Raw genomic sequence first — 19754 nt, 5'->3', positions numbered from 1 at the left:
ACTGGCGGGTAGCATCATCGTAGCTACTTGTTGGTACGTGAACTAGCGCGAGGAGCCAGTGCCTCGCCGATCTCTCTAGGGAGCCGGGAGCCGTCGCCATGGGGCACTACAAGTCGAATCTCCGCGACATCGAGTTCAACCTCTTCGAAGTACTCGGGCGCGACAAGGTGTACGGCACCGGCCCGTTCGAGGAGACGGACGTCGAGACCGCGAAGAGCATCCTGGAGGAGATGACCCGCCTCTCGGAGAACGAGCTGGCCGAGTCCTTCATCGACGCCGACCGCAACCCGCCGGTCTTCGACCCGGAGACCAACACCGCGCCGGTCCCGGCCTCCTTCAAGAAGAGCTACCAGGCCTTCATGGACTCCGAGTACTGGCGCCTCGGCCTGCCCGAGGAGATCGGCGGCACCACCTCGCCCCGCTCCCTGATCTGGGCCTACGCCGAGCTCATCCTGGGCGCCAACCCGGCCGTGTGGATGTACTCCTCGGGCCCGGCCTTCGCCGGCATCCTCTTCGAGGAGGGCAACGAGGTCCAGAAGCACATAGCCAAGATCGCCGTGGAGAAGCAGTGGGGCTCCACGATGGTGCTCACCGAGCCCGACGCGGGCTCCGACGTGGGCGCCGGCCGCACCAAGGCCGTGCAGCAGGAGGACGGCTCCTGGCACATCGAGGGCGTGAAGCGCTTCATCACGTCCGGTGAGCACGACATGTCGGAGAACATCCTCCACTACGTGCTCGCGCGTCCCGAGGGAGCCGGCCCCGGCACCAAGGGCCTGTCCCTCTTCCTCGTCCCGAAGTACCTCTTCGACTTCGAGACCGGCGAGCTGGGCGAGCGCAACGGCGCCTACGCCACGAACGTCGAGCACAAGATGGGCCTGAAGGCCTCCAACACCTGCGAGATGACCTTCGGCGACCAGCACCCCGCCAAGGGCTGGCTGATCGGCGACAAGCACGACGGCATCCGCCAGATGTTCCGCATCATCGAGTTCGCCCGCATGATGGTCGGCACGAAGGCGATCTCCACGCTGTCCACGGGCTACCTGAACGCGCTGGAGTACGCCAAGGAGCGCGTCCAGGGCCCCGACCTGGCGAACTTCATGGACAAGACCGCGCCGAAGGTCACCATCACCCACCACCCCGACGTGCGCCGCTCGCTGATCACGCAGAAGGCGTACGCGGAGGGCATGCGCGCCCTGGTGATGTACACCGCCTCGATCCAGGACGCGATCCAGATCAAGGAGGCCGCCGGCGAGGACGCCGCCACCGAGCACGCGCTGAACGACCTGCTCCTGCCCATCGTCAAGGGCTACGGCTCCGAGAAGGGCTACGAGCTGCTCGCCCAGTCGCTGCAGACGTTCGGCGGCTCCGGCTTCCTCCAGGAGTACCCGATCGAGCAGTACATCCGGGACTCCAAGATCGACACCCTCTACGAGGGCACCACGGCGATCCAGGGCCAGGACTTCTTCTTCCGGAAGATCGTCCGCAACCAGGGCGCCGCGCTGAACTCCCTCGCCGAGGACATCAAGAAGTTCCTGGCCCTCGGCACGGGCGGCGAGGAGCTGGCCGGTGCCCGCGAGCACCTCGCCAAGGCCGCGGTCGAGCTGGAGGCCATCGTCGGCCTGATGCTCACCGACCTCGCGGCCACCGAGCAGGACGTCAAGAACATCTACAAGGTCGGGCTGAACACCACCCGCCTGCTGATGGCCTCCGGTGACGTCGTCGTCGGCTACCTGCTGCTCAAGGGCGCCGCGATCGCCGCCGAGAAGCTGGAGACCGCCTCCGCCAAGGACAAGGCCTTCTACACCGGCAAGATCGCCGCGGCCAAGTTCTTCGCCGCCAACGTCCTGCCGGGCGTCACCCTGGCCCGCAAGGTCGCCGAGGGCGTCGAGCTGGACCTGATGGAGCTGGACGAGGCCGCGTTCTAGTCCCGCCGAGTCCTCTGTTCGAGGGCCTGTTCCCCTACCCGGGGAACAGGCCCTCGTCCGTCGCTAAGGTGAAACCATGAGCGAACCAGCCCGCCCGTCTCCCGCCGCCACCCTTGCAGCGAGCGCTTCGCGCGCACCTCTTGCCTTCGACCGCGGCCACACCGACGACCTCATGACCTTCCTGGCGGCGAGCCCGTCGCCCTACCACGCCGTGGCCACAGCTGCCGAACGGCTGGAGAAGGCAGGCTTCAGGCAGGTCGCCGAGACGGACGCCTGGGAAGGGACGAGCGGCGGCAAGTACGTGCTGCGCGGCGGCGCGATCATCGCCTGGTACGTGCCGGAGGGCGCCGCACCGCACACGCCGTTCCGGATCGTCGGCGCCCACACCGACTCCCCCAACCTGCGCGTCAAGCCGCTCCCCGACAGCGGGGCGCACGGCTGGCGCCAGGTGGCCGTGGAGATCTACGGCGGGCCGCTGCTCAACTCCTGGCTGGACCGCGACCTGGGCCTCGCGGGCCGGCTGACCCTGCGCGACGGCTCCACGCGCCTGGTCAACATCGACCGCCCGCTGCTGCGCGTCCCGCAGCTCGCCATCCATCTGGACCGCTCGGTGACGGCGGACGGCCTCAAGCTCGACAAGCAGCGGCACATGCAGCCGGTCTGGGGCCTGGGCGGCGACGTGCGCGACGGCGACCTGATCGCCTTCCTGGAGGAGACGGCCGGCATCCCCGCGGGCGAGGTCACCGGCTGGGACCTGATGACGCACTCCGTGGAACCGCCCGCCTACCTGGGCCGCGACCGCGAACTGCTGGCCGGCCCCCGCATGGACAACCTGCTGTCCGTGCACGCCGGCACGGCGGCCCTCGCCGCCGTGGCCTCCGGCGCGTCCGAGCCGGCCTCCATCCCGGTCCTGGCCGCCTTCGACCACGAGGAGAACGGCTCCCAGTCGGACACCGGCGCGGACGGACCGCTGCTCGGCAACGTGCTGGAGCGCTCGGTGTTCGCCCGCGGCGGCTCCTACGAGGACCGGGCCCGCGCCTTCGCCGGCACGGTCTGCCTGTCCTCCGACACCGGCCACGCCGTGCACCCCAACTACGCGGAGCGGCACGACCCGACGCACCACCCGCGCGTCAACGGCGGTCCGATCCTCAAGGTCAACGTCAACAACCGCTACGCCACGGACGGTTCGGGCCGCGCCGAGTTCACGGCGGCCTGCGAGGCGGCCGACGTGCCCTTCCAGTCCTTCGTCTCCAACAACTCCATGCCCTGCGGCACCACGATCGGACCGATCACCGCCGCCCGGCACGGCATCAAGACGGTCGACATCGGCGTGGCCATCCTGTCGATGCACAGCGTCCGCGAACTGTGCGGCGCCGACGACCCGTTCCTCCTGGCGAACGCGCTGACGGCGTTCCTGGAGAGGTAGAACAGGCCATCACCGCATGGGTGTTCCCCTCGGGGGTACCCGGTGTGCGGACCGGAACGACCGGACCGTACAGGGAGGCGACACTCATGGGCCTCGGCGGATGCATCATCCTCATCGCCGTGGGAGCCATCCTCACGTTCGCGACCGACTGGGACATGCAGGGGGTCAACCTCGACCTCGTCGGCGTGATCCTGATGATCGTCGGACTGATCGGCGTCACGACGTTCAGCAGCATCGCCAGGCGCCGGCGCGTGGTGGTCCCACCCACGACGCCGGTCGTGGACGACGGACGGCGCCCCACGCGGGACGGCTACAGCGACGGGTACGGAGTGTGACCGTTCCTAAAGACTGAGCGGGAGTGAGCCCTGTTGCCAGGGCTCATGCTCAGCCGCGTGCTCCGAACGGTGTTGGGCACGCTGGTCGCCCGCGTTAGCCAGAGCCGCGTCGATCGGCAGGACCGGGACAGCTGGACGCCGCCAAGAGGCGGTGACATACCAGCGGCGGCGGACCGGGTCGTGGTGGATGCGGTAGGCCACCGCACTGTTCGCGCTGATCCGGTCCGCCCATTCCTCGCCCCGGTGCTGGAACTCCACGGTGGTGTCGAGGACGTAGCGGCCGTGCGGGGCGTTGGCCAGGTAGCCCAGGGCGGCGGGGAGTCTGATCGAGACCTGCCCGGTGCTGGTGATGCGGATGGTCTCGTTGCCGAGGCGTTTGCCGGACTCCCGGCGGCAGCCAGGAACATCCGCGCCGCCCGCCACCGATCCCGCCAGGCCACCTCCTCCAGCCCGGCCTGGCCCAGGTGGTGGCGCAGGCGGGCGAGCTGCTTGCCGCCGCACACCACATGCACCCGGTCCGCCGCCCAGTCCGCCTCCAGACCGGCGAGCCGGTCCTTCAGCATGTGCAGCCGACGAGCCTTGGCGTGCCACTCCACCCGCGAGCCGTACCCGCGTACCAGCCGTTCGCGCTTGTTCGCGTTGGCGCCCAGCGGACTCGCCAGCCGCGCCTCGATCCGCGTGATCTGCCCCCGCAGCCACACCATCTCCGCCATCTGGCCGCGCCGGGCCAGGGCCCACTGGTCATGAGTGGCTTTGGTGGTGCTGCCGGCCCACCGCGCCGACGAGGCCCCGGTCAACTCCCGCTTACGAGCCGCCCACGGTGGCATCGTGAGCCAGACCCTGCCGCGAGCGCACCGCGAGATCCCGCGCCGCAAGCCCACCCAGGAACACGCCGACCTCACGCAATAACCGCCGCGTCCACGTCTGAGACTCGCAGCCGGGCCCCCCGAAGGGCCTGGCACCACAAACGGCGCCGCCACCTCCCGCAACCCGCCCACCCCACCCCCCCCCGGCCCGATGTCGACGAGATCCGTCACCGAACCCAGAGGCCCTCGCCTCGTTCAAGGACCACTCCAGGCGTGTCGCCTGTCACCAACGTCCCGGGACAGCACACCTAGCCGGTCAGCTCGGGGGCGCGGACGCGGGCACGTCGGGATGCTGTGTCGGTCATGCGTCCAGGGTGTCGTCCGGCACTGACAGCCGGTCCAGCGCGTGGCCGGTCGTGGCGTCCACGTGCTCGGGCACGTCGTCGTGGCGGTCGCCGACCGTGAGGGTGCCGGTGGGTTCGAACAAGAGGATCGCGGTCGGGACGGGGGCGTACGGCTTGTGCTCGGTGCCGCGCGGGACGGTGAAGACGCTGCCCCGGGGGAGCACGACCGTGCGCTCGCCGGACGGCTCGCGCAGGCCGATGTGCAGCTCGCCGTCGAGGACGAGGAAGAACTCGTCGGTGTGGTCGTGGACGTGCCAGACGTGCTCGCCCTCGACCTTCGCGACGCGGACGTCGTAGTCGTTGACGGCGGTGACGATGCGTGGGCTCCACTGCTCCGAGAAGGAGGCCAGGGCGTGGGCGAGGGAGACGGGTTCCTGGGTCATGGGGTGATCTTCAGGGGTGCCGTGGGTCTCGCACGAGTGCTAGAAATCGCACATGCCGCAAGGATCCTCGCACCGGGTCGTCCTGATGGTGGACGAGAACTCGAACCCCTTCGAGATGAGCTGCGCCATCGAGATCTTCGGGCTGCGCAGGCCGGAGCTCGGGCGAGAGCTGTACGACTTCCGGCTGTGCGCCGCCGCACCGCACACGCGTATGCGGGACGGCTTCTTCACGCTCACCGGAGTGGCCGGACTGGAGGCCGCCGAGGAGGCGGACACCCTGATCGTGCCGAACCGGCCCGACACAGAAACACCCCGGGCGCCGCGCGTCCTGGATGCCGTACGCCGGGCACACGCGCGTGGTGCACGGCTGGTCGGGTTCTGCTCGGGTGCCTTCACGATGGCGGAGGCCGGGCTGCTGGACGGGCGGCGGGCGGCCTGCCACTGGATGTGGGCGGAGTCCTTCAGGGCGAGGTACCCCGAGGTGCTGCTGGAGCCGGACGTACTGTTCGTGGACGACGGCGACGTCCTGACCGCCTCCGGCAGCGCCTCGGCGCTGGACCTGGGCCTGCACGTCGTACGACGTGACCACGGCGCCGAGATCGCCAACCACGTCTCCCGGCGGCTGGTGTTCGCCGCGCACCGGGACGGCGGGCAGCGGCAGTTCGTGGAGCGGCCGGTGCCTCAGGTGCGGGACGAGTCCCTGGCACCCCTGCTGGAGTGGGCGCAGGAGCGGCTGGGCGAGCCGCTGACGGTGACGGACCTGGCCGCACGCGCGCGTGTCAGCCCGGCCACGCTCCACCGGCGCTTCCGCGCCCAGCTCGGGACGACACCGCTGGCATGGCTGACCGGGGAGCGGGTGGCGCTGGCCTGTCGGCTGATCGAGCGGGGCGAGGAACGGCTGGACGTGGTGGCGGCCCGCAGCGGGCTCGGGACGGCCGCCAACCTGCGGACCCGGCTGCGGCGGGTGACCGGGCTGAGCCCCTCGGCCTATCGACGGCGTTTCGGAGCGGGCGCCGGGGAAGCCCTGGTGTCATGAGATTCCTCGTGTACGACCGGCTCCTCGGCTTCGGCGACGACTACTGGATCGAGGACGACCGCGGCACCAAGGTGTTCCTCGTCGACGGCAAGGCACTGCGCCTGCGGGACACCTGGGAGCTGAAGGACACCCAGGGGCGCGTCCTCGTCGACATCCACCAGAAGATGCTCGCCCTGCGCGACACGATGGTGCTCCAGCGGGGCGGCGAGCCGCTGGCGACGATCCGCCGGAAACGTCTGTCCCTGCTGCGCAACCACTACCGGGTGTCCCTGGCCGACGGCAGTGAGCTGGACGTCAGCGGCAAGATCCTCGACCGGGAGTTCGCCGTCGAGTACGACGGGGAGCTGCTGGCGGTGGTCTCCCGGCGGTGGCTGACCGTGCGGGACACCTACGGCGTGGAGGTCGTCCGCGAGGACGCGGATCCGGCGCTGCTGATCGCGGTGGCGGTGTGTGTGATCCACCTGGCGGAGAAGGAGCGGGGGGACTGAGGGCGCGTCCTCAGGGCCTGCGAGGAGGCTGGAGCCCCAGCACCCGGTCCTTCAGCACCGGGAACTGCTCCCGCGTCGTCGCGACCTTCCCCGGGTCGAACTCCACCGTCAGGACCTCCTCGCCGGCGCCCGCCTGGGCCAGCACCTCACCCCACGGGTCGACCACGATCGAGTGACCGGCCTGGGGAACCCCGGCGTGCGTCCCGGCCGTTCCGCACGCGACGACGAACGACTGGTTCTCGACCGCCCGCGCCTGAGCCAGCAGCGTCCAGTGGGCCCGGCGGCGCTCCGGCCAGCCCGCCGGGACCACGAGCGTCTCGGCACCGGCGTCGACGAGCCCGCGGAAGAGTTCGGGGAAACGGAGGTCGTAACAGGTGCCGAGGCCCAGGGTGGTCGACGGCAGACGGACCGTCACCAGCTCGGCACCCGCGCCCATCAGCACGGCCTCGCCCTTGTCGAAGCCGAAGCGGTGGATCTTGCGGTAGACGGCGGCGAGATCGCCGGCCGGGGAGAAGACGAGGGAGGTGTTGTAGAGCGGCCCCTCAGGATCCCGCTCCGGGATCGAGCCCGCGTGCAGCCACACACCGGCGTCGCTCGCGGCCTTCGCCATCGTCTCGTACGTCGGCCCTTCGAGCGGCTCGGCCTCCTGCCCGAACTCCTCGTAGGCGAAGGCACCCGTGGTCCACAGCTCCGGCAGGACGACGAGATCGGCCCCGGCCTGATCGCGGACCATCGAGGCCGCCCGCCGACGGCGCGATTCGACCGATTCGCCCTCGTCTACGGCGATCTGGATCACAGAGGCGCGCACACTACCACCGTCCTGGCATTCGGCCCGTCCAACAAGGGCTTCCCCACGGGCCTACGATCGTCACACGAAAGCACTGCCGGGGTGCCTCACAGCAGCGTAACTTAGCTGCCAAGACACCCGCCGACAGCCGCCACCTCCCACTGGCAACCGCCACCACCTGCCCGTGCACCGACCGCCGAGGGGTCCCGTTCCGTGAGTCTGCATCCCACCCTCCAGCCCTACGCCGACGCCTGGACCCACTCCATCGAAGCGATATCCGAGCTGCTCCAGCCGCTCGCGGAGGCCGAGTGGAACCGGCGGACGCCGTGCCCCGGGTGGTCGGTGCGGGACGTGGTCTCCCACGTCATCGGCCTGGACTGCGAGATGCTGGGCGACCCACGCCCCATCCACACGCTGCCGCGCGACCTCTTCCACGTGACCAACGACCACCAGCGCTACATGGAGATGCAGGTCGACGTCCGCCGTCACCACACGGCGCCGGAGATGACCTCCGAGCTGGAGTACGTGATCATCCGCCGCAACCGCCAGCTGCGCAACGACTCGCGCGACCCGGGCGCGAAGGTGCGCGGCCCGTTCGGCACGGAGCTGACCCTCGAGGAGTCCATGCGTCGGCACGCCTTCGACGTGTGGGTGCACGAGCAGGACCTGCGCACGGCCCTCGGCCGGCCCGGCAACCTCGACTCCCCCGGCGCGCACGTCGCCCGTGACGTGCTGCTCGGCGAACTCCCGCGCGTGGTCGCCGAGGACGCGCAGGCACCGCGCAGCTCGGCCGTCGTCTTCGACGTCCACGGTCCCATCGAGTTCCTGCGCACGATCCGCGTCGACATCCAGGGCCGCGGCACCCTCGAAACGGCCCCCGCCCTCGGCCCCGCCGCCACCCTCACCCTCGACTGGGAGACATACGTCCGCCTGGCCTGCGGCCGCGTGACGCCGGAGTCGGTGACGGACAGGGTGAAAACGGAGGGCGACCCGGACTTGACGGCGGCGATCCTGCGCAACTTCACGGTGACGAAGTAGCCCTGGCTGCGGGCAGTCGTGCCTCCCCCAGTGCCTCAAGGGCCTGGGAGGTGCCCCCAGGGCGGCACGGGTGGGCGCTGGGGGTACCCCCTGCTCGAAGAGCTTGGGGGAGGCACCTCGCCGCGCCGAGCTGCGCACCCACCCGCTCCCGGCACCAACGGCCACTGCGGCAAAAACCCCATGCCGCCCGCCCACCACTCCACGTACCGTCCCTGCGCATGACAACCCCGCCCCGTCACAGCCGCCTCACGTTCCACGGCCCGCTCTCGGAACCACGCGCAGACCGGCTGGTCGCACGCCTGACCCGCCACGCCCCCACCACCGTCCTCGACATCGGCTGCGGCTGGGCCGAGCTGATGCTCCGCATCCTGGCCGCCACCCCGGCGGCAACCGGCACCGGCATCGACATCAACGCCGAGGACCTGGCCCGCGGCCGACAAGCCGCCGAGGCAAGAGGTCTCACGGACCGAGTCCGTTTCCTCGAGGAGTCCGCCGCCGGAACACCCCACGGCCCCGCCGACCTCGTCCTGTGCGTCGGCGCGAGCCAGGCCCTCGCCGGCCAACTCCCCGAGGCGCTCGCGGAACTGCGCCGCCTGGTCACCGACCACGGCCGCGTCCTCCTCGGAGAAGGCTTCTGGCACCGCACCCCGACCGAGGCGGAGCTGGCCCGCATGTGGCCGGACGCGAGCGCCACCGACCACCCCGACCTCGCGACCCTCGTCGGCCTGGCCGTCGACGCGGGGTTCCGGCCCGAGTGGACGGAGACCGCGAGCCTCGACGAATGGGAGGCGTTCGAGTCGGCGTACCTCGCGGACACCGAGGTGTGGCTCGCCGAGCACCCCGGCCACCCCCTGGCCGCCGAGACCCGGGAGCGCGCCGACCGCCACCGAGCCGCCTGGCTCACCTACCGCGGCGTCCTCGGGCTCGCGTACCTCACCCTGGTACCGGTGGTGGCCCGTTGATCTACGCCTATGCCGGGACGTGCACCGTCTCCACCCGGCTCGCCACCAGCCGTTCCCGCTCGCGCCGGGCCGCCTGCTCGCGCAGCCGCAGGATCTGCGCGACCCCGAACGCCTGAAGCACGAACACCACCGAGAAGGCCACGGTGTAGTCGTCGCCGGTGGCGTCCAGCAGCACCCCGATCGCGAACAGCGTGGTCATGGAGGCCACGAAGCCGCCCATGTTGGTGATGCCGGAGGCCGTGCCCTGCCGCTCGGGCGGGTTCGCCGGGCGGGCGAAGTCGAAGCCGAGCATCGAGGCGGGCCCGCATGCCCCGAGCACCGCGCACAGCACGATCAGCAGCCACATCGGGGCGTGCGGGCCGGGGTAGGCCAGCGTCGCCGCCCACAGGGCCGCCGTCGTCCCGACCGTGCCGAGCGCGAGCGGCAGCCGCGCCCCGTGGTGCCGGGCGACGATCTGGCCGTAGACCATGCCGACGACCATGTTCGACAGCACGACCAGCGTGAGGAGTTCGCCGGCCGTGGCCCGGGACAGTCCCTGGGCCTCGACGAGGAACGGCAGGCCCCACAGCAGCAGGAACACCATCGCCGGGAACTGGGTCGTGAAGTGCACCCACAGGCCGAGCCGCGTCCCCGGCTCCCGCCAGGCGGCGGCGATCTGCCGCCGTACGTAGGCCACGCCCTGATGCGGGAGCGGCTCCGGCTCGTGGCCCTCCGGGTGGTCCTTCAGGAACAGCAGTACCAGGACGAACACCACGGCCCCGGCGGCCGCGCTGCCCGCGAAGGCCGCCGTCCAGCCGACGCCGTGCAGCAGCCGGGCCAGGACGAGCGTGGAGACGAGGTTGCCCGCCATGCCCACCAGCCCCGCGAACTGGGCGACGAGCGGGCCGCGCCGGGCCGGGAACCACCGGCTGCCGAGGCGCAGCACGCTGATGAAGGTCAGCGCGTCACCGCAGCCGAGCAGCGCCCGGGACGCGAGCGCCATGCCGTACGACGGGGAGAACGCGAAGCCCAGCTGCCCGGCCGTGAACAGCACCGCCCCGAGAGCCAGCACCTTCTTGGTGCCGAGCCGGTCGACGAGCAGGCCGACGGGTATCTGCATGCCCGCGTAGACCAGCAGCTGGAGGATGGAGAAGGTGGACAGCGCGGAGGCGTTGACGTGGAAGCGGTCGGCGGCGTCGAGGCCGGCCACGCCCAGGGACGTGCGGAAGATGACCGCGACGAAGTAGACCGAGACGCCGATGCCCCAGACCGCCAGTGCGCGCCGGCCACCCGGAGGATCGCCCGGCAGCGTGCTGCTCATCGGACCTCCCCCCGGGCCAGGTGCGAGAACCAGCCGACGTGCCGGTGGACCAGCCCGACGGCCGCCTCGGCGTCCCCGGCGCGCAGCGCGTCGAGGATCTCCTCGTGCTCGGCGAGGGTCTTGGCGATCCGGTCGGGGTGGGAGTGCATGACGGCGACGCCCATCCGCAGCTGGCGGTCGCGCAGCTGGTCGTAGAGCCGGGAGAGGATCTCGTTGCCGCCGCTGCGGACGATCTCGGCGTGGAAGCAGCGGTCGGTGACGGCGGCCCCCGCGAGGTCTCCGGCGGCGGCCTGCTTCTTCTGCCGGGCCAGCAGCTCCTCCAGGCGCTCGATGAGCCCGGCGGGCGCGGGCACGGCCTTGCGCGCCGCGTGCTCCTCGACGAGCAGCCGGGTCTCGACGACGTCGGCGATCTCCTGCGCGGAGACCGGCAGGACGAGGGCGCCCTTCTTCGGGTAGAGCCGGATCAGCCCCTCGGCCTCCAGCCGGAGCAGCGCCTCACGCACCGGAGTGCGCGAGACCCCGACGGCCTCGGCGAGCTCGCCCTCGGTGAGGAGGGTCCCGCCCTCGTAACGGCGCTCCAGCACGCCCTGCTTGACGTGGGTGTAGACGCGGTCGGCGGCGGGAGGTTGCTTCACGGCCAGGGTCATGCCGACAGCATAGATACAACAGGTACGCATGGATGCATTAGTCCAGTATGCGGACTCGAATGTCACACGTCTGCGGCAAAGCGGGGGTCCCGCTCGGCAAGGACACCACCACGTGTGCTAGTTACGAGTGAGACACGTGCGGCCCCCTTTCCCGTCGTCCTCAATTCGGCCGCACCGATGGGGCATTCAACGTAATCGGGGTACTTCACTTGATAACCGGCATTCAGGGCACCCGTTTCCGCAGAGCTGCGGCCGTCGCCGTGACCACCGGCGCCATGCTCGCGACCGGAGCTCTCACCGTCGCGCCGGCGCAGGCCGCCACGGCGCCCTCGATCGCCGCCAAGGGCGGCTACGTGATGAACAACGCGACCGGCAAGTCGCTGTACACCAAGGCGGCCGACACGCGCCGCTCCACCGGCTCGACCACCAAGATCATGACGGCCCTGGTGGTGCTGAAGCAGCCGAAGCTCAACCTGGACAGCAAGGTCACGATCCAGAAGGCGTACAGCGACTACATCGTCGACAACAACTGGGCGTCGAACGCCAGTCTGATCGTCGGCGACAAGGTCACCGTCCGCCAGCTGCTGTACGGGCTCATGCTCCCGTCCGGCTGCGACGCGGCGTACGCGCTCGCCGACAAGTTCGGTTCGGGCTCGTCGCGGGCGGCGCGCGTGAAGTCGTTCATCGGCAAGATGAACACCACCGCCAAGGACCTGGGTCTGAAGAACACCCACTTCGACTCGTTCGACGGCATCGGCAAGGGCGCCAACTACTCGACACCGCGCGACCTGACGAAGCTCGCCAGCAGCGCGATGAAGAACACCATGTTCCGCACGGTCGTCAAGACGAAGAAGTACACGGCGAAGACGACCACGAAGTCCGGCGGCACGCGGACGATGGCCCCGTGGGAGAACACCAACCCGCTGCTGAGCAGCTACACCGGCGCGATCGGTGTGAAGACGGGCTCCGGCCCGGAGGCCGGGTTCTGCCTGGTCTTCGCCGCCACCCGCAACGGCAAGACGGTCATCGGCACGGTCCTCGCCTCGACCGACAAGACCGCGCGGAAGACGGACGCCACGAAGCTGATGAACTACGGCTTCGCGAAGTAGGAGAAGCAGGACAGGCACCACGCAGGACAGGCACCACGCAGGACAGGCACCACGCAGGACAGGCACCACGCAGGACAGGCACCACGCAGGACGGGCACCACGAAAGGGGGGCTCACCGCCGATGGCGGTGAGCCCCCCTTTCGCGCGTCACGCGGCGGTGCGCTGCCGGCGCTCCAGAGCCCGGGCCGCCTTGCGCCGGCTGCCGGCCAGCACGTTCACCGGGGCGCCCGCACCGGCTCCCGGCTCCAGCTGCCAGCCGCGGATCCGGGCCGCGACCTGGGCCAGCCGCTGGTCGCCGGGCCGTACGTCGATGGAGAACAGCGACTCGTCGGGCGTGGCGTCGTCACCGCCCCAGCGGACGACGCCGTCGAGCTCGGCGAGGATGTCGCGGATCACGACCTCCTGCTGCGGGAAGAAGCCGCCCCGGGCGCCGCGCGGATAGAAGCCGGGGCGGATCCGCACCGCCGTGCCGGACGCCAGGTTGGACTCCGGCCGGCCCTTGCCGACGCCGGACGGGCCGTGCCAGCCGGTGACATCGCCCCGGCGCAGCCTGTCGACCTCGTAGTGGAACCGGCGCACCAGGTGGACGAGGACGGTCTCCACGTCACCCATGCGGACGGCGATGCCCGTGAGCGGGGTGCCGGGCACGGGTCGGGTGTAGACGGTGCCGCCGTCGTCCGCGGCGTTCTCCATCTCCCAGCCGTTGTGGGAGCGCGAACCGGCCAGCACGCGCCGGGTTCGCTCCTGCGCGCTGCGCAGGGCGTCCCGTACACGGCCCGGGATGGGGTTGTTCGCGTCGGCGTACGCCTGGGACAGGAAGTGCGAGACGGGCAGGGCGGCGACGCCCACGGCACCGCCGACGGCAGCGATACGGCCGAGCAGGGCACGGCGGGACAGCCCGCGGCGGTGCGTGGCGGCCGGGCGGGGCCCTCTACGGGGGATTCTGGGGATGTTGAGGTTCAACGGGCTCTCATTCCAGCCATTCACGCGTTGCGGGCGATGCTGTTGTACTTCTCGAAGATCTGGTAGACGGCCAGGCTCTGGTGCGTCTGCGCCTCCACGTCGGGGTCCCAGGCCCGGTAGCGTCGCAGCAGCTCGGTGATCTCGAACTCGGCGAGGTCCAGGCGCATGGAGCGCGGGGTGGTGACGCGGTCACCGGGGGGCAGTTGGCCGCCGGGCCTGCCCCGCGTGCCCCACAGATGCACCAGGGCCGCGGTGCGCACGCTGAACGCGTTGTCCTTGCTCAGCTGCTGCCACACGGACCAGAGGTCGGCGTCCTTGGCCGGGTCGCGGCGGTCGCCGGTGGTGAAACCCCAGCCGATGCAGTGGTTCCAGGCCTGGATGGCATCGGCCGCGCTGATCTCGCCGATGCCGGTGTGCGAGTCCTTCACGGAGCCGGAGCCCGTGAGGTGGTGGTCGGCGACCTGCTGGTCGGTGGCCTGGTCGGCGAGGCTGTAGTCGCGCATGGCCCAGTAGACGGCCGTCTGGATCAGCGCCTTGCGCATCTTGTACGTGTGCGACAGCTCGGTGATCAGCCCGTCCTGGTCCTGGATCGCCGCGACCGCCTGGGCGTTGGTGTAGAGTCCGGCGTCGCCGCCCACGCCGCCCAGGTCCGGACGTCCGATCGACCGCATGTAGCGCGCGAGGTCGGCCCGCAGCGCCGGCACCTGGCGTTCGTCGAGGGCGACGTCCCAGGCGGCGGGCCGCGGCCGGTTGAACGAGCCCTGCCCGGTGTCCCGGCCCGAGGCGATGTCGACGTCGACCTCCAACTGCCCGTCGCCCGAGCCGAGGGTGCGGATGACGAACTGGTCGTAGGCCCAGTCGTTCGGCAGCGGGCGCCCGGCGTTGCCGTCGAAGCCCGGGGACATGTCGGCCACGAAGCTCGCCGTCGAGTAACCGGCGGCGCCGACCTGCGCGCAGACGTTGCGGGAGCCGTAGACCCCGATCTCGTACGGGTGGCCGGAGTCCGCCATCGCCTCCTTGACGCCCTTGAAGTGGGGCAGGACGTTCGCGGTGATCTCGGCGTCGATCGCGTCGAAGTCGACGGCGAAGAAGATCCGGGTCCCCCGCTTGAAGCCGTGGTCGAGGGCGGCGTTGACCGCCGCGTACCCGGCCGTGCGCCCGGCGACGTAGTCGAAGTCCGAGGCGTCGTTGTTGACGGTCTGGTAGATCGGGAAGCAGCGCAGGCCCTGCTGGGCGAAGACCTGCAACTCACCCGGCTGGATGGCCTTCTCCGGCAGGGACGTGGCGCTCGGATTGGTGAGGTAGCGGCCGACGTGGGTGATCCCGGCGGCCTTGAGGGTCGCCGCGCGTGCCGGGGTGACCTTGGAGATGGTGTCGCAGGCCTTGCCCTGGCGCGCCTGGTCGCCGTAGGACGCCAGGAGGGAGGCGAAGGTGGGGAAGTCGCCCTCGCCCGTGCCCGGAAGAGCGACGAAGCTCTGGAAGGCCCGGACCGCCGCGGCGAGGTAGGAGTCGAAGGTGTCGGTGAGGGCGACGGGCCGCCGGTTCACGACCATCCCGGCGGAGAACAACTGGACGTAGACGCCCTTGTCGCCCTGCCGCACGGGGTGCGACTTCAGGGCCGCCTGGGTGCCGGGCCCGAAGTTGCCGTTGGCCGTGCCGTCGGCCATGCCGAGCTCGTACTGCACGGCGAGGACCAGCGCCCGGGCCAGGTCCCGGGACACGCGTCCGTCGCAGGCGAGGACGAAGAAGTCCTGCCGGTTCAGGTAACGGCCGTTGAGCCACCGCTGCACCTCACGGACCTGCTGCGTACCGGAGGTGCCGAGGACGTACGAGTCCATCGTCAGCAGCGCCTTGAACACCTTCGGCGTCAGATCGGCGCCAGGGAAGGCCCGTTCGACGCCCATGTCGGTCTTGAGCTTCGTGACGGCCGCCTGGACCCGCTCGCCGTACGTGCCGTCCAGGTCGCCGCCGTCGTAGCCCTTGCAGTACAGGCCGGACTGGATGATGCGGCAGAAGTCGGGAGAGGGGACGGTGTCCGCGTTCAGCTCGGGATGCTTGGCGGTCAGCGTGGAGAGTGTGGTGGGGCCGAAGTTGTCGGACAGGGCCGTGATGCCCAGCTCGTACTGGAGGGCACGGGTCAGGGCGTACATGGTCGCCCAGTCGGCCTCGCCGGTTTCCTCCACGGTCATACCGATACGGCTGCCGTACACGGAGTTCACGAATTTCTGGGCCTTGAGCACCATGGGGTCGCGCATGAAGATTGATCGTATGTCCGGCTAAACCGCTTACTGTGGGGTACTTGGGCGGGTCTGCGGAGCTTCTTGTGCTCTTCGGAGTACCTCTGGTTCACCCGCGTACCCCTGGTTCACCCGCCGGGCAGACGCCGGCGGCCCCCCGCCCGTGGGAAGGGGGCCGCCGCGGTCGGCTCACGCCCAGGTGATCAGACGCTTCGGCTGCTCCAGGATCGCCGCCACATCCGCCAAGACCTTCGAGCCCAGCTCGCCGTCGACCAGCCGGTGGTCGAACGACAGGGCCAGCGTGGTGACCTGGCGGGGCTTCACCTTGCCCTTGTGGACCCACGGCTGGAGCCTGATCGCACCGACCGCGAGGATCGCGGACTCGCCGGGGTTGAGGATCGGCGTGCCCGTGTCGACGCCGAAGACGCCGACGTTGGTGATCGTCACCGTGCCGCCCTGCATGGCCGCCGGGGACGTCTTGCCGTCCCTGGCCGTCGACACCAGCTCGCCCAGCGACTCGGCCAGCTGCGGCAGCGTCTTGGCGTGGGCGTCCTTGATGTTCGGCACGATCAGGCCACGCGGGGTCGCGGCCGCGATGCCCAGGTTCACGTAGTGCTTGACCACGATCTCCTGGGCGGCCTCGTCCCAGGACGCGTTGATGTCCGGGTTCCGCTTGATCGCGACGAGCAGTGCCTTGGCGATCAGCAGGAGGGGGTTCACGCGCAGGCCCGCGAACTCCTTGTCCGCCTTCAGCTCCTCGACCAGCTTCATCGTGCGCGTCACGTCCACCGTGACGAACTCGGTGACATGCGGCGCGGTGAACGCCGAGCCGACCATCGCCGCCGCCGTCGCCTTGCGGACGCCCTTGACCGGGATACGGGTCTCACGGGCGGTGTCGTACGACACCGCCGTCTGCGCGGGTGCCGGGGCGGCGGCCGCGGGGGTCTCCTGCTGCGGTGCCTGGGTCCGGGCCACCGCTGCGTGCACGTCCTCGCGGGTGATGATGCCGTCCGGGCCGGTCGGGACGACCGTCGTCAGATCGACGCCCAGGTCCTTGGCCAGTTTGCGGACCGGGGGCTTGGCGAGGGGGCGCTCCTTGACGGCGGGGGCGGCCGGGGGCGCCGCCCCGTGGCCGTTCAGCTCCGTCTGGATCGCCGTCGAGGCCTGCTGGAGGGGGACCTCCGGGCCCTTGCGCGGGCGGCGGCGGGTGGAGGACGTCGCCACCCCGTAGCCGACCAGGACCGGCTGGCGGCCGGATCCCGCCGCCTTCGGCTCCTCCGCGGGCGGGGGCGCCGCGGGCTGCTCGGCGGCGGGCTGGGGCGGGGGCGCGGCCCCTCCGCTCACGTCCACGGCGATGATCGCCGTGCCCACGTCGACCGTGGTGCCCTCGGGGAAGTGCAGCTCACGGACCACGCCGTCGTACGGGATGGGCAGCTCGACGGCCGCCTTCGCCGTCTCGACCTCGCACACCACCTGGCCGTCCGTGACCGTGTCACCGGGCTGGACGTACCACTTGAGGATCTCGGCCTCGGTGAGTCCCTCGCCCACGTCGGGCATCTTGAACTCGCGCACGGACGCTTCCGTCATCGTCGTCACGACCCTCTCCTCAGTACGCCAGCGAGCGGTCGACGGCATCCAGCACCCGGTCCAGGTTCGGCAGGTACTCCTCCTCCAGGCGGGCCGGCGGGTACGGCGCGTGGTAGCCGCCGACCCGGAGCACCGGGGCCTCCAGGTGGTAGAAGCAGCGCTCCGTGATCCGCGCGGCGATCTCCGCGCCCGAGCCGAAGAACACCGGTGCCTCGTGGACGACGACCAGGCGGCGCGTCTTCTCCACCGACGCCTGGATCGAGTCGAAGTCGATCGGGGAGACCGAGCGCAGGTCGAGGACCTCCAGGTTCCTGCCCTCCTCGGCGGCCGCGTCGGCGACCTCCTGGCAGAGCTTCACCATCGGGCCGTAGGCGGCGAGGGTCAGGTCGGTGCCCTCGCGGACCACCTGGGCCTTGTGGAGCGGGCCCGGGATCGCCTCCGTGTTGACCTCGCCCTTGTCCCAGTAGCGGCGCTTGGGCTCGAAGAAGATCACCGGGTCGTCGCTCTGGATGGCCTGCTGCATCATCCAGTAGGCGTCCGACGCGTTCGAGGGGCTGACGACTTTCAGACCCGCAACGTGCGCGAAGAGCGACTCGGGGGACTCCGAGTGGTGCTCCACCGCGCCGATGCCGCCGCCGTAGGGGATGCGGACGACGACCGGGAGCTTGACCTTGCCCAGCGAGCGGGCGTGCATCTTGGCGAGCTGCGTGACGATCTGGTCGTAGGCCGGGAAGACGAAGCCGTCGAACTGGATCTCCACGACCGGGCGGTAGCCGCGCAGGGCCATGCCGATCGCCGTGCCCACGATGCCCGACTCGGCCAGCGGGGTGTCGATGACGCGGCTCTCGCCGAAGTCCTTCTGGAGGCCGTCCGTCACGCGGAAGACACCGCCGAGCTTGCCGACGTCCTCGCCCATGATCAGGACCTTGGGGTCGGAGTCCAGGGCGCGGCGCAGCGACTCGTTGATCGCCTTGGCCAGAGCCATCTTGTCGGCCATCTCAGTTACCCCCCTCGTCGGCGAAGGACGCCTGGTACGCGGCGAACTGGGCGCGCTCCTCGTCGACCAGCGCGTGTCCGTCCGCGTAGACGTTCTCGAAGATGGCGAAGTGGTCCGGGTCCGGCATGGCACGGACCGCCTCGCGCACTCGTTTACCCAACGCCTCGGACTCGGCCTCCAGTTCCGCGAAGAATCCCTCGTCCGCGTGGTTTGACGCCTCCAGGTACCGGCGCAGGCGCAGGATCGGGTCCTTGGCCTCCCAGGCCTGGCGCTCCTCGTCGCCCCGGTACCGGGTCGGGTCGTCGGAGGTGGTGTGGGCGCCCATGCGGTAGGTGAACGCCTCGACGAGGGTCGGGCCCTCGCCGGCGCGCGCCCGCTCCAGGGCCCACCGGGTGACCGCGAGGCAGCCGAGCACGTCGTTGCCGTCCACACGGACGCCCGGGAAGCCGAAGCCCTGCGCGCGCTGGTAGATCGGGACGCGGGACTGCTTCTCGGTCGGCTCGGAGATGGCCCACTGGTTGTTCTGGCAGAAGAACACGACGGGGGCGTTGTAGACCGCGGAGAAGGTGAACGATTCGGCCACGTCGCCCTGGCTGGAGGCGCCGTCCCCGAAGTAGGCGATCACCGCGCTGTCCGCGCCGTCCTTGGCGATGCCCATGGCGTAGCCGGTGGCGTGCAGCGTCTGGGAGCCGATGACGATCGTGTAGAGCTGGAAGTTGTTGCCGTTGGGGTCCCAGCCGCCGTTGTTCACGCCGCGGAACATCCCGAGCAGGTTGGTCGGGTCCACGCCGCGGCACCAGGCGACGCCGTGCTCCCGGTAGGTGGGGAAGACGTAGTCGTCATCGCGCAGGGCCCGGCCGGAGCCGATCTGGGCGGCCTCCTGGCCGAGCAGCGAGGCCCACAGGCCCAGCTCGCCCTGGCGCTGGAGGGAGGTCGCCTCGGCGTCGAAGCGGCGGGTGAGCACCATGTCGCGGTACAGGCCGCGGAGCTCGTCCGGGGTCACACCGGCGACGTACTTGTCGTACTCGGCGTTCTTCACGCGCTTGCCTTCGGGCGTCAGCAGCTGCACGAGCTGGGGCTCGGCGCCCTTCGCTCCGGCGTCCTTGGCGGTTGTGCGGGTGGTGCGCTTGGTGCCGGTGGTGCCGGCCTTGCTTCCGGCGCTGCGTCGCGGTGTGCGCGCGGCAGTGCTCTCCACGGTCACGTGTGCTCCTCCGTCGGTCCGGCCCCCGGGGTTGCCGGTAGGCCAGTGCGGCTCACCCGTTCCGACCACCGGGCACGGGGTGGGTGCCACTCGACCGGGAACAGGCGGGACAGGTGCCCCGGC

General features: G+C 70.7%; 19 protein-coding genes. 9 read left to right on the top strand and 10 right to left on the bottom strand.

The features are described from left to right. Positions 1–98: 98 nt before the first annotated feature. The 3 genes from HDA41_RS20565 (at position 99) to HDA41_RS20555 (ending at position 3686) form a co-directional block, all read left to right on the top strand. Positions 99–1925, top strand: a complete 1827-nt coding sequence (locus HDA41_RS20565; RefSeq protein ID WP_184985956.1) for an acyl-CoA dehydrogenase — start codon at positions 99–101, stop codon at positions 1923–1925. A gap of 76 nt (positions 1926–2001) precedes the next feature. Then, a complete protein-coding gene (locus tag HDA41_RS20560; protein ID WP_260423345.1) occupies positions 2002–3351 on the top strand; it encodes a M18 family aminopeptidase in 1350 nt (449 codons plus the stop codon). Positions 3352–3437: 86 nt separating this feature from the next. Continuing rightward, on the top strand, positions 3438–3686 hold the full coding sequence (locus HDA41_RS20555) for a DUF6458 family protein (RefSeq protein ID WP_184985954.1): 249 nt from the start codon (positions 3438–3440) through the stop codon (positions 3684–3686). Positions 3687–3692: 6 nt separating this feature from the next. Here HDA41_RS20555 and HDA41_RS41385 read toward each other — a convergent pair whose 3' ends face one another. After that, positions 3693–4109, bottom strand: a complete 417-nt coding sequence (locus HDA41_RS41385; RefSeq protein ID WP_230299478.1) for a hypothetical protein — start codon at positions 4107–4109, stop codon at positions 3693–3695. Between the two features lie 324 nt (positions 4110–4433). Here HDA41_RS41385 and HDA41_RS41380 point away from each other — a divergent pair, with 324 nt between their 5' ends. After that, positions 4434–4595: a hypothetical protein gene (locus HDA41_RS41380; RefSeq protein WP_260423344.1), complete on the top strand. Its 162-nt coding sequence runs from the start codon at positions 4434–4436 to the stop codon at positions 4593–4595. Between the two features lie 258 nt (positions 4596–4853). On the opposite strand, the gene HDA41_RS20545 is transcribed toward HDA41_RS41380, so the two are convergent. Further along, entirely contained in the window at positions 4854–5279 is a 426-nt protein-coding gene (locus HDA41_RS20545) for a cupin domain-containing protein (RefSeq protein ID WP_184985952.1), read from the bottom strand. 52 nt (positions 5280–5331) lie between these two features. Here HDA41_RS20545 and HDA41_RS20540 point away from each other — a divergent pair, with 52 nt between their 5' ends. Together HDA41_RS20540 and HDA41_RS20535 are read left to right on the top strand one after the other, a co-directional pair. Continuing rightward, complete coding sequence (locus HDA41_RS20540; protein ID WP_184985950.1) at positions 5332–6315, top strand: GlxA family transcriptional regulator; 984 nt, start codon at positions 5332–5334, stop codon at positions 6313–6315. Then, positions 6312–6803, top strand: coding sequence for an LURP-one-related/scramblase family protein (locus HDA41_RS20535; RefSeq protein ID WP_184985948.1), 492 nt, complete (start codon positions 6312–6314; stop codon positions 6801–6803). Before HDA41_RS20540 ends, HDA41_RS20535 begins: the two co-directional genes overlap by 4 nt. Positions 6804–6813: 10 nt before the next feature. On the opposite strand, the gene HDA41_RS20530 is transcribed toward HDA41_RS20535, so the two are convergent. Further along, on the bottom strand, positions 6814–7611 hold the full coding sequence (locus tag HDA41_RS20530) for a carbon-nitrogen family hydrolase (protein WP_184985946.1): 798 nt from the start codon (positions 7609–7611) through the stop codon (positions 6814–6816). Positions 7612–7803: 192 nt separating this feature from the next. Here HDA41_RS20530 and HDA41_RS20525 point away from each other — a divergent pair, with 192 nt between their 5' ends. Further along, on the top strand, positions 7804–8628 hold the full coding sequence (locus tag HDA41_RS20525; RefSeq protein ID WP_184985944.1) for a maleylpyruvate isomerase family mycothiol-dependent enzyme: 825 nt from the start codon (positions 7804–7806) through the stop codon (positions 8626–8628). A 218-nt stretch (positions 8629–8846) separates the two neighbouring features. Then, positions 8847–9590 (top strand): SAM-dependent methyltransferase, encoded by a 744-nt coding sequence (locus tag HDA41_RS20520; protein WP_184985942.1) that lies wholly within the window; start codon positions 8847–8849, stop codon positions 9588–9590. 7 nt (positions 9591–9597) lie between these two features. Here the strand turns inward: HDA41_RS20520 and HDA41_RS20515 are convergent, their stop codons facing one another. Both HDA41_RS20515 and HDA41_RS20510 read right to left on the bottom strand, forming a co-directional pair. Next, positions 9598–10890: an MFS transporter gene (locus HDA41_RS20515; RefSeq protein ID WP_184985940.1), complete on the bottom strand. Its 1293-nt coding sequence runs from the start codon at positions 10888–10890 to the stop codon at positions 9598–9600. Next, entirely contained in the window at positions 10887–11537 is a 651-nt protein-coding gene (locus HDA41_RS20510; RefSeq protein WP_184985938.1) for a GntR family transcriptional regulator, read from the bottom strand. The genes HDA41_RS20515 and HDA41_RS20510 overlap by 4 nt, the downstream gene beginning before the upstream one ends. A 209-nt stretch (positions 11538–11746) precedes the next feature. On the opposite strand from HDA41_RS20510, the gene HDA41_RS20505 reads away from it, so the two are divergent. Further along, on the top strand, positions 11747–12646 hold the full coding sequence (locus HDA41_RS20505) for a D-alanyl-D-alanine carboxypeptidase family protein (RefSeq protein ID WP_184985937.1): 900 nt from the start codon (positions 11747–11749) through the stop codon (positions 12644–12646). Between the two features lie 147 nt (positions 12647–12793). Here HDA41_RS20505 and HDA41_RS20500 read toward each other — a convergent pair whose 3' ends face one another. The 5 genes from HDA41_RS20500 to pdhA form a co-directional block, all read right to left on the bottom strand. Next, on the bottom strand, positions 12794–13609 hold the full coding sequence (locus HDA41_RS20500; protein WP_230299480.1) for a twin-arginine translocation signal domain-containing protein: 816 nt from the start codon (positions 13607–13609) through the stop codon (positions 12794–12796). 20 nt (positions 13610–13629) lie between these two features. Further along, positions 13630–15864, bottom strand: a complete 2235-nt coding sequence (locus HDA41_RS20495; protein ID WP_184985935.1) for a glycoside hydrolase domain-containing protein — start codon at positions 15862–15864, stop codon at positions 13630–13632. 171 nt (positions 15865–16035) lie between these two features. Next, entirely contained in the window at positions 16036–17442 is a 1407-nt protein-coding gene (locus HDA41_RS20490; protein ID WP_184985933.1) for a dihydrolipoamide acetyltransferase family protein, read from the bottom strand. Positions 17443–17452: 10 nt separating this feature from the next. Beyond that, the gene (locus HDA41_RS20485) at positions 17453–18430 is read right to left on the bottom strand and encodes an alpha-ketoacid dehydrogenase subunit beta (protein WP_184985931.1); all 978 of its coding nucleotides are present in this window, start codon (positions 18428–18430) and stop codon (positions 17453–17455) included. 1 nt (position 18431) lies between these two features. Continuing rightward, entirely contained in the window at positions 18432–19631 is a 1200-nt protein-coding gene (pdhA, locus tag HDA41_RS20480; RefSeq protein ID WP_184985929.1) for a pyruvate dehydrogenase (acetyl-transferring) E1 component subunit alpha, read from the bottom strand. Between the last annotated feature and the right edge of the window lie 123 nt (positions 19632–19754).

The organism is Streptomyces caelestis (assembly GCF_014205255.1).
In the GTDB taxonomy this organism is placed as follows: domain Bacteria; phylum Actinomycetota; class Actinomycetes; order Streptomycetales; family Streptomycetaceae; genus Streptomyces; species Streptomyces caelestis.
Note: the sequence above shows the minus strand (reverse complement) of the source record. Positions and strands in the feature narration are given on the sequence as shown.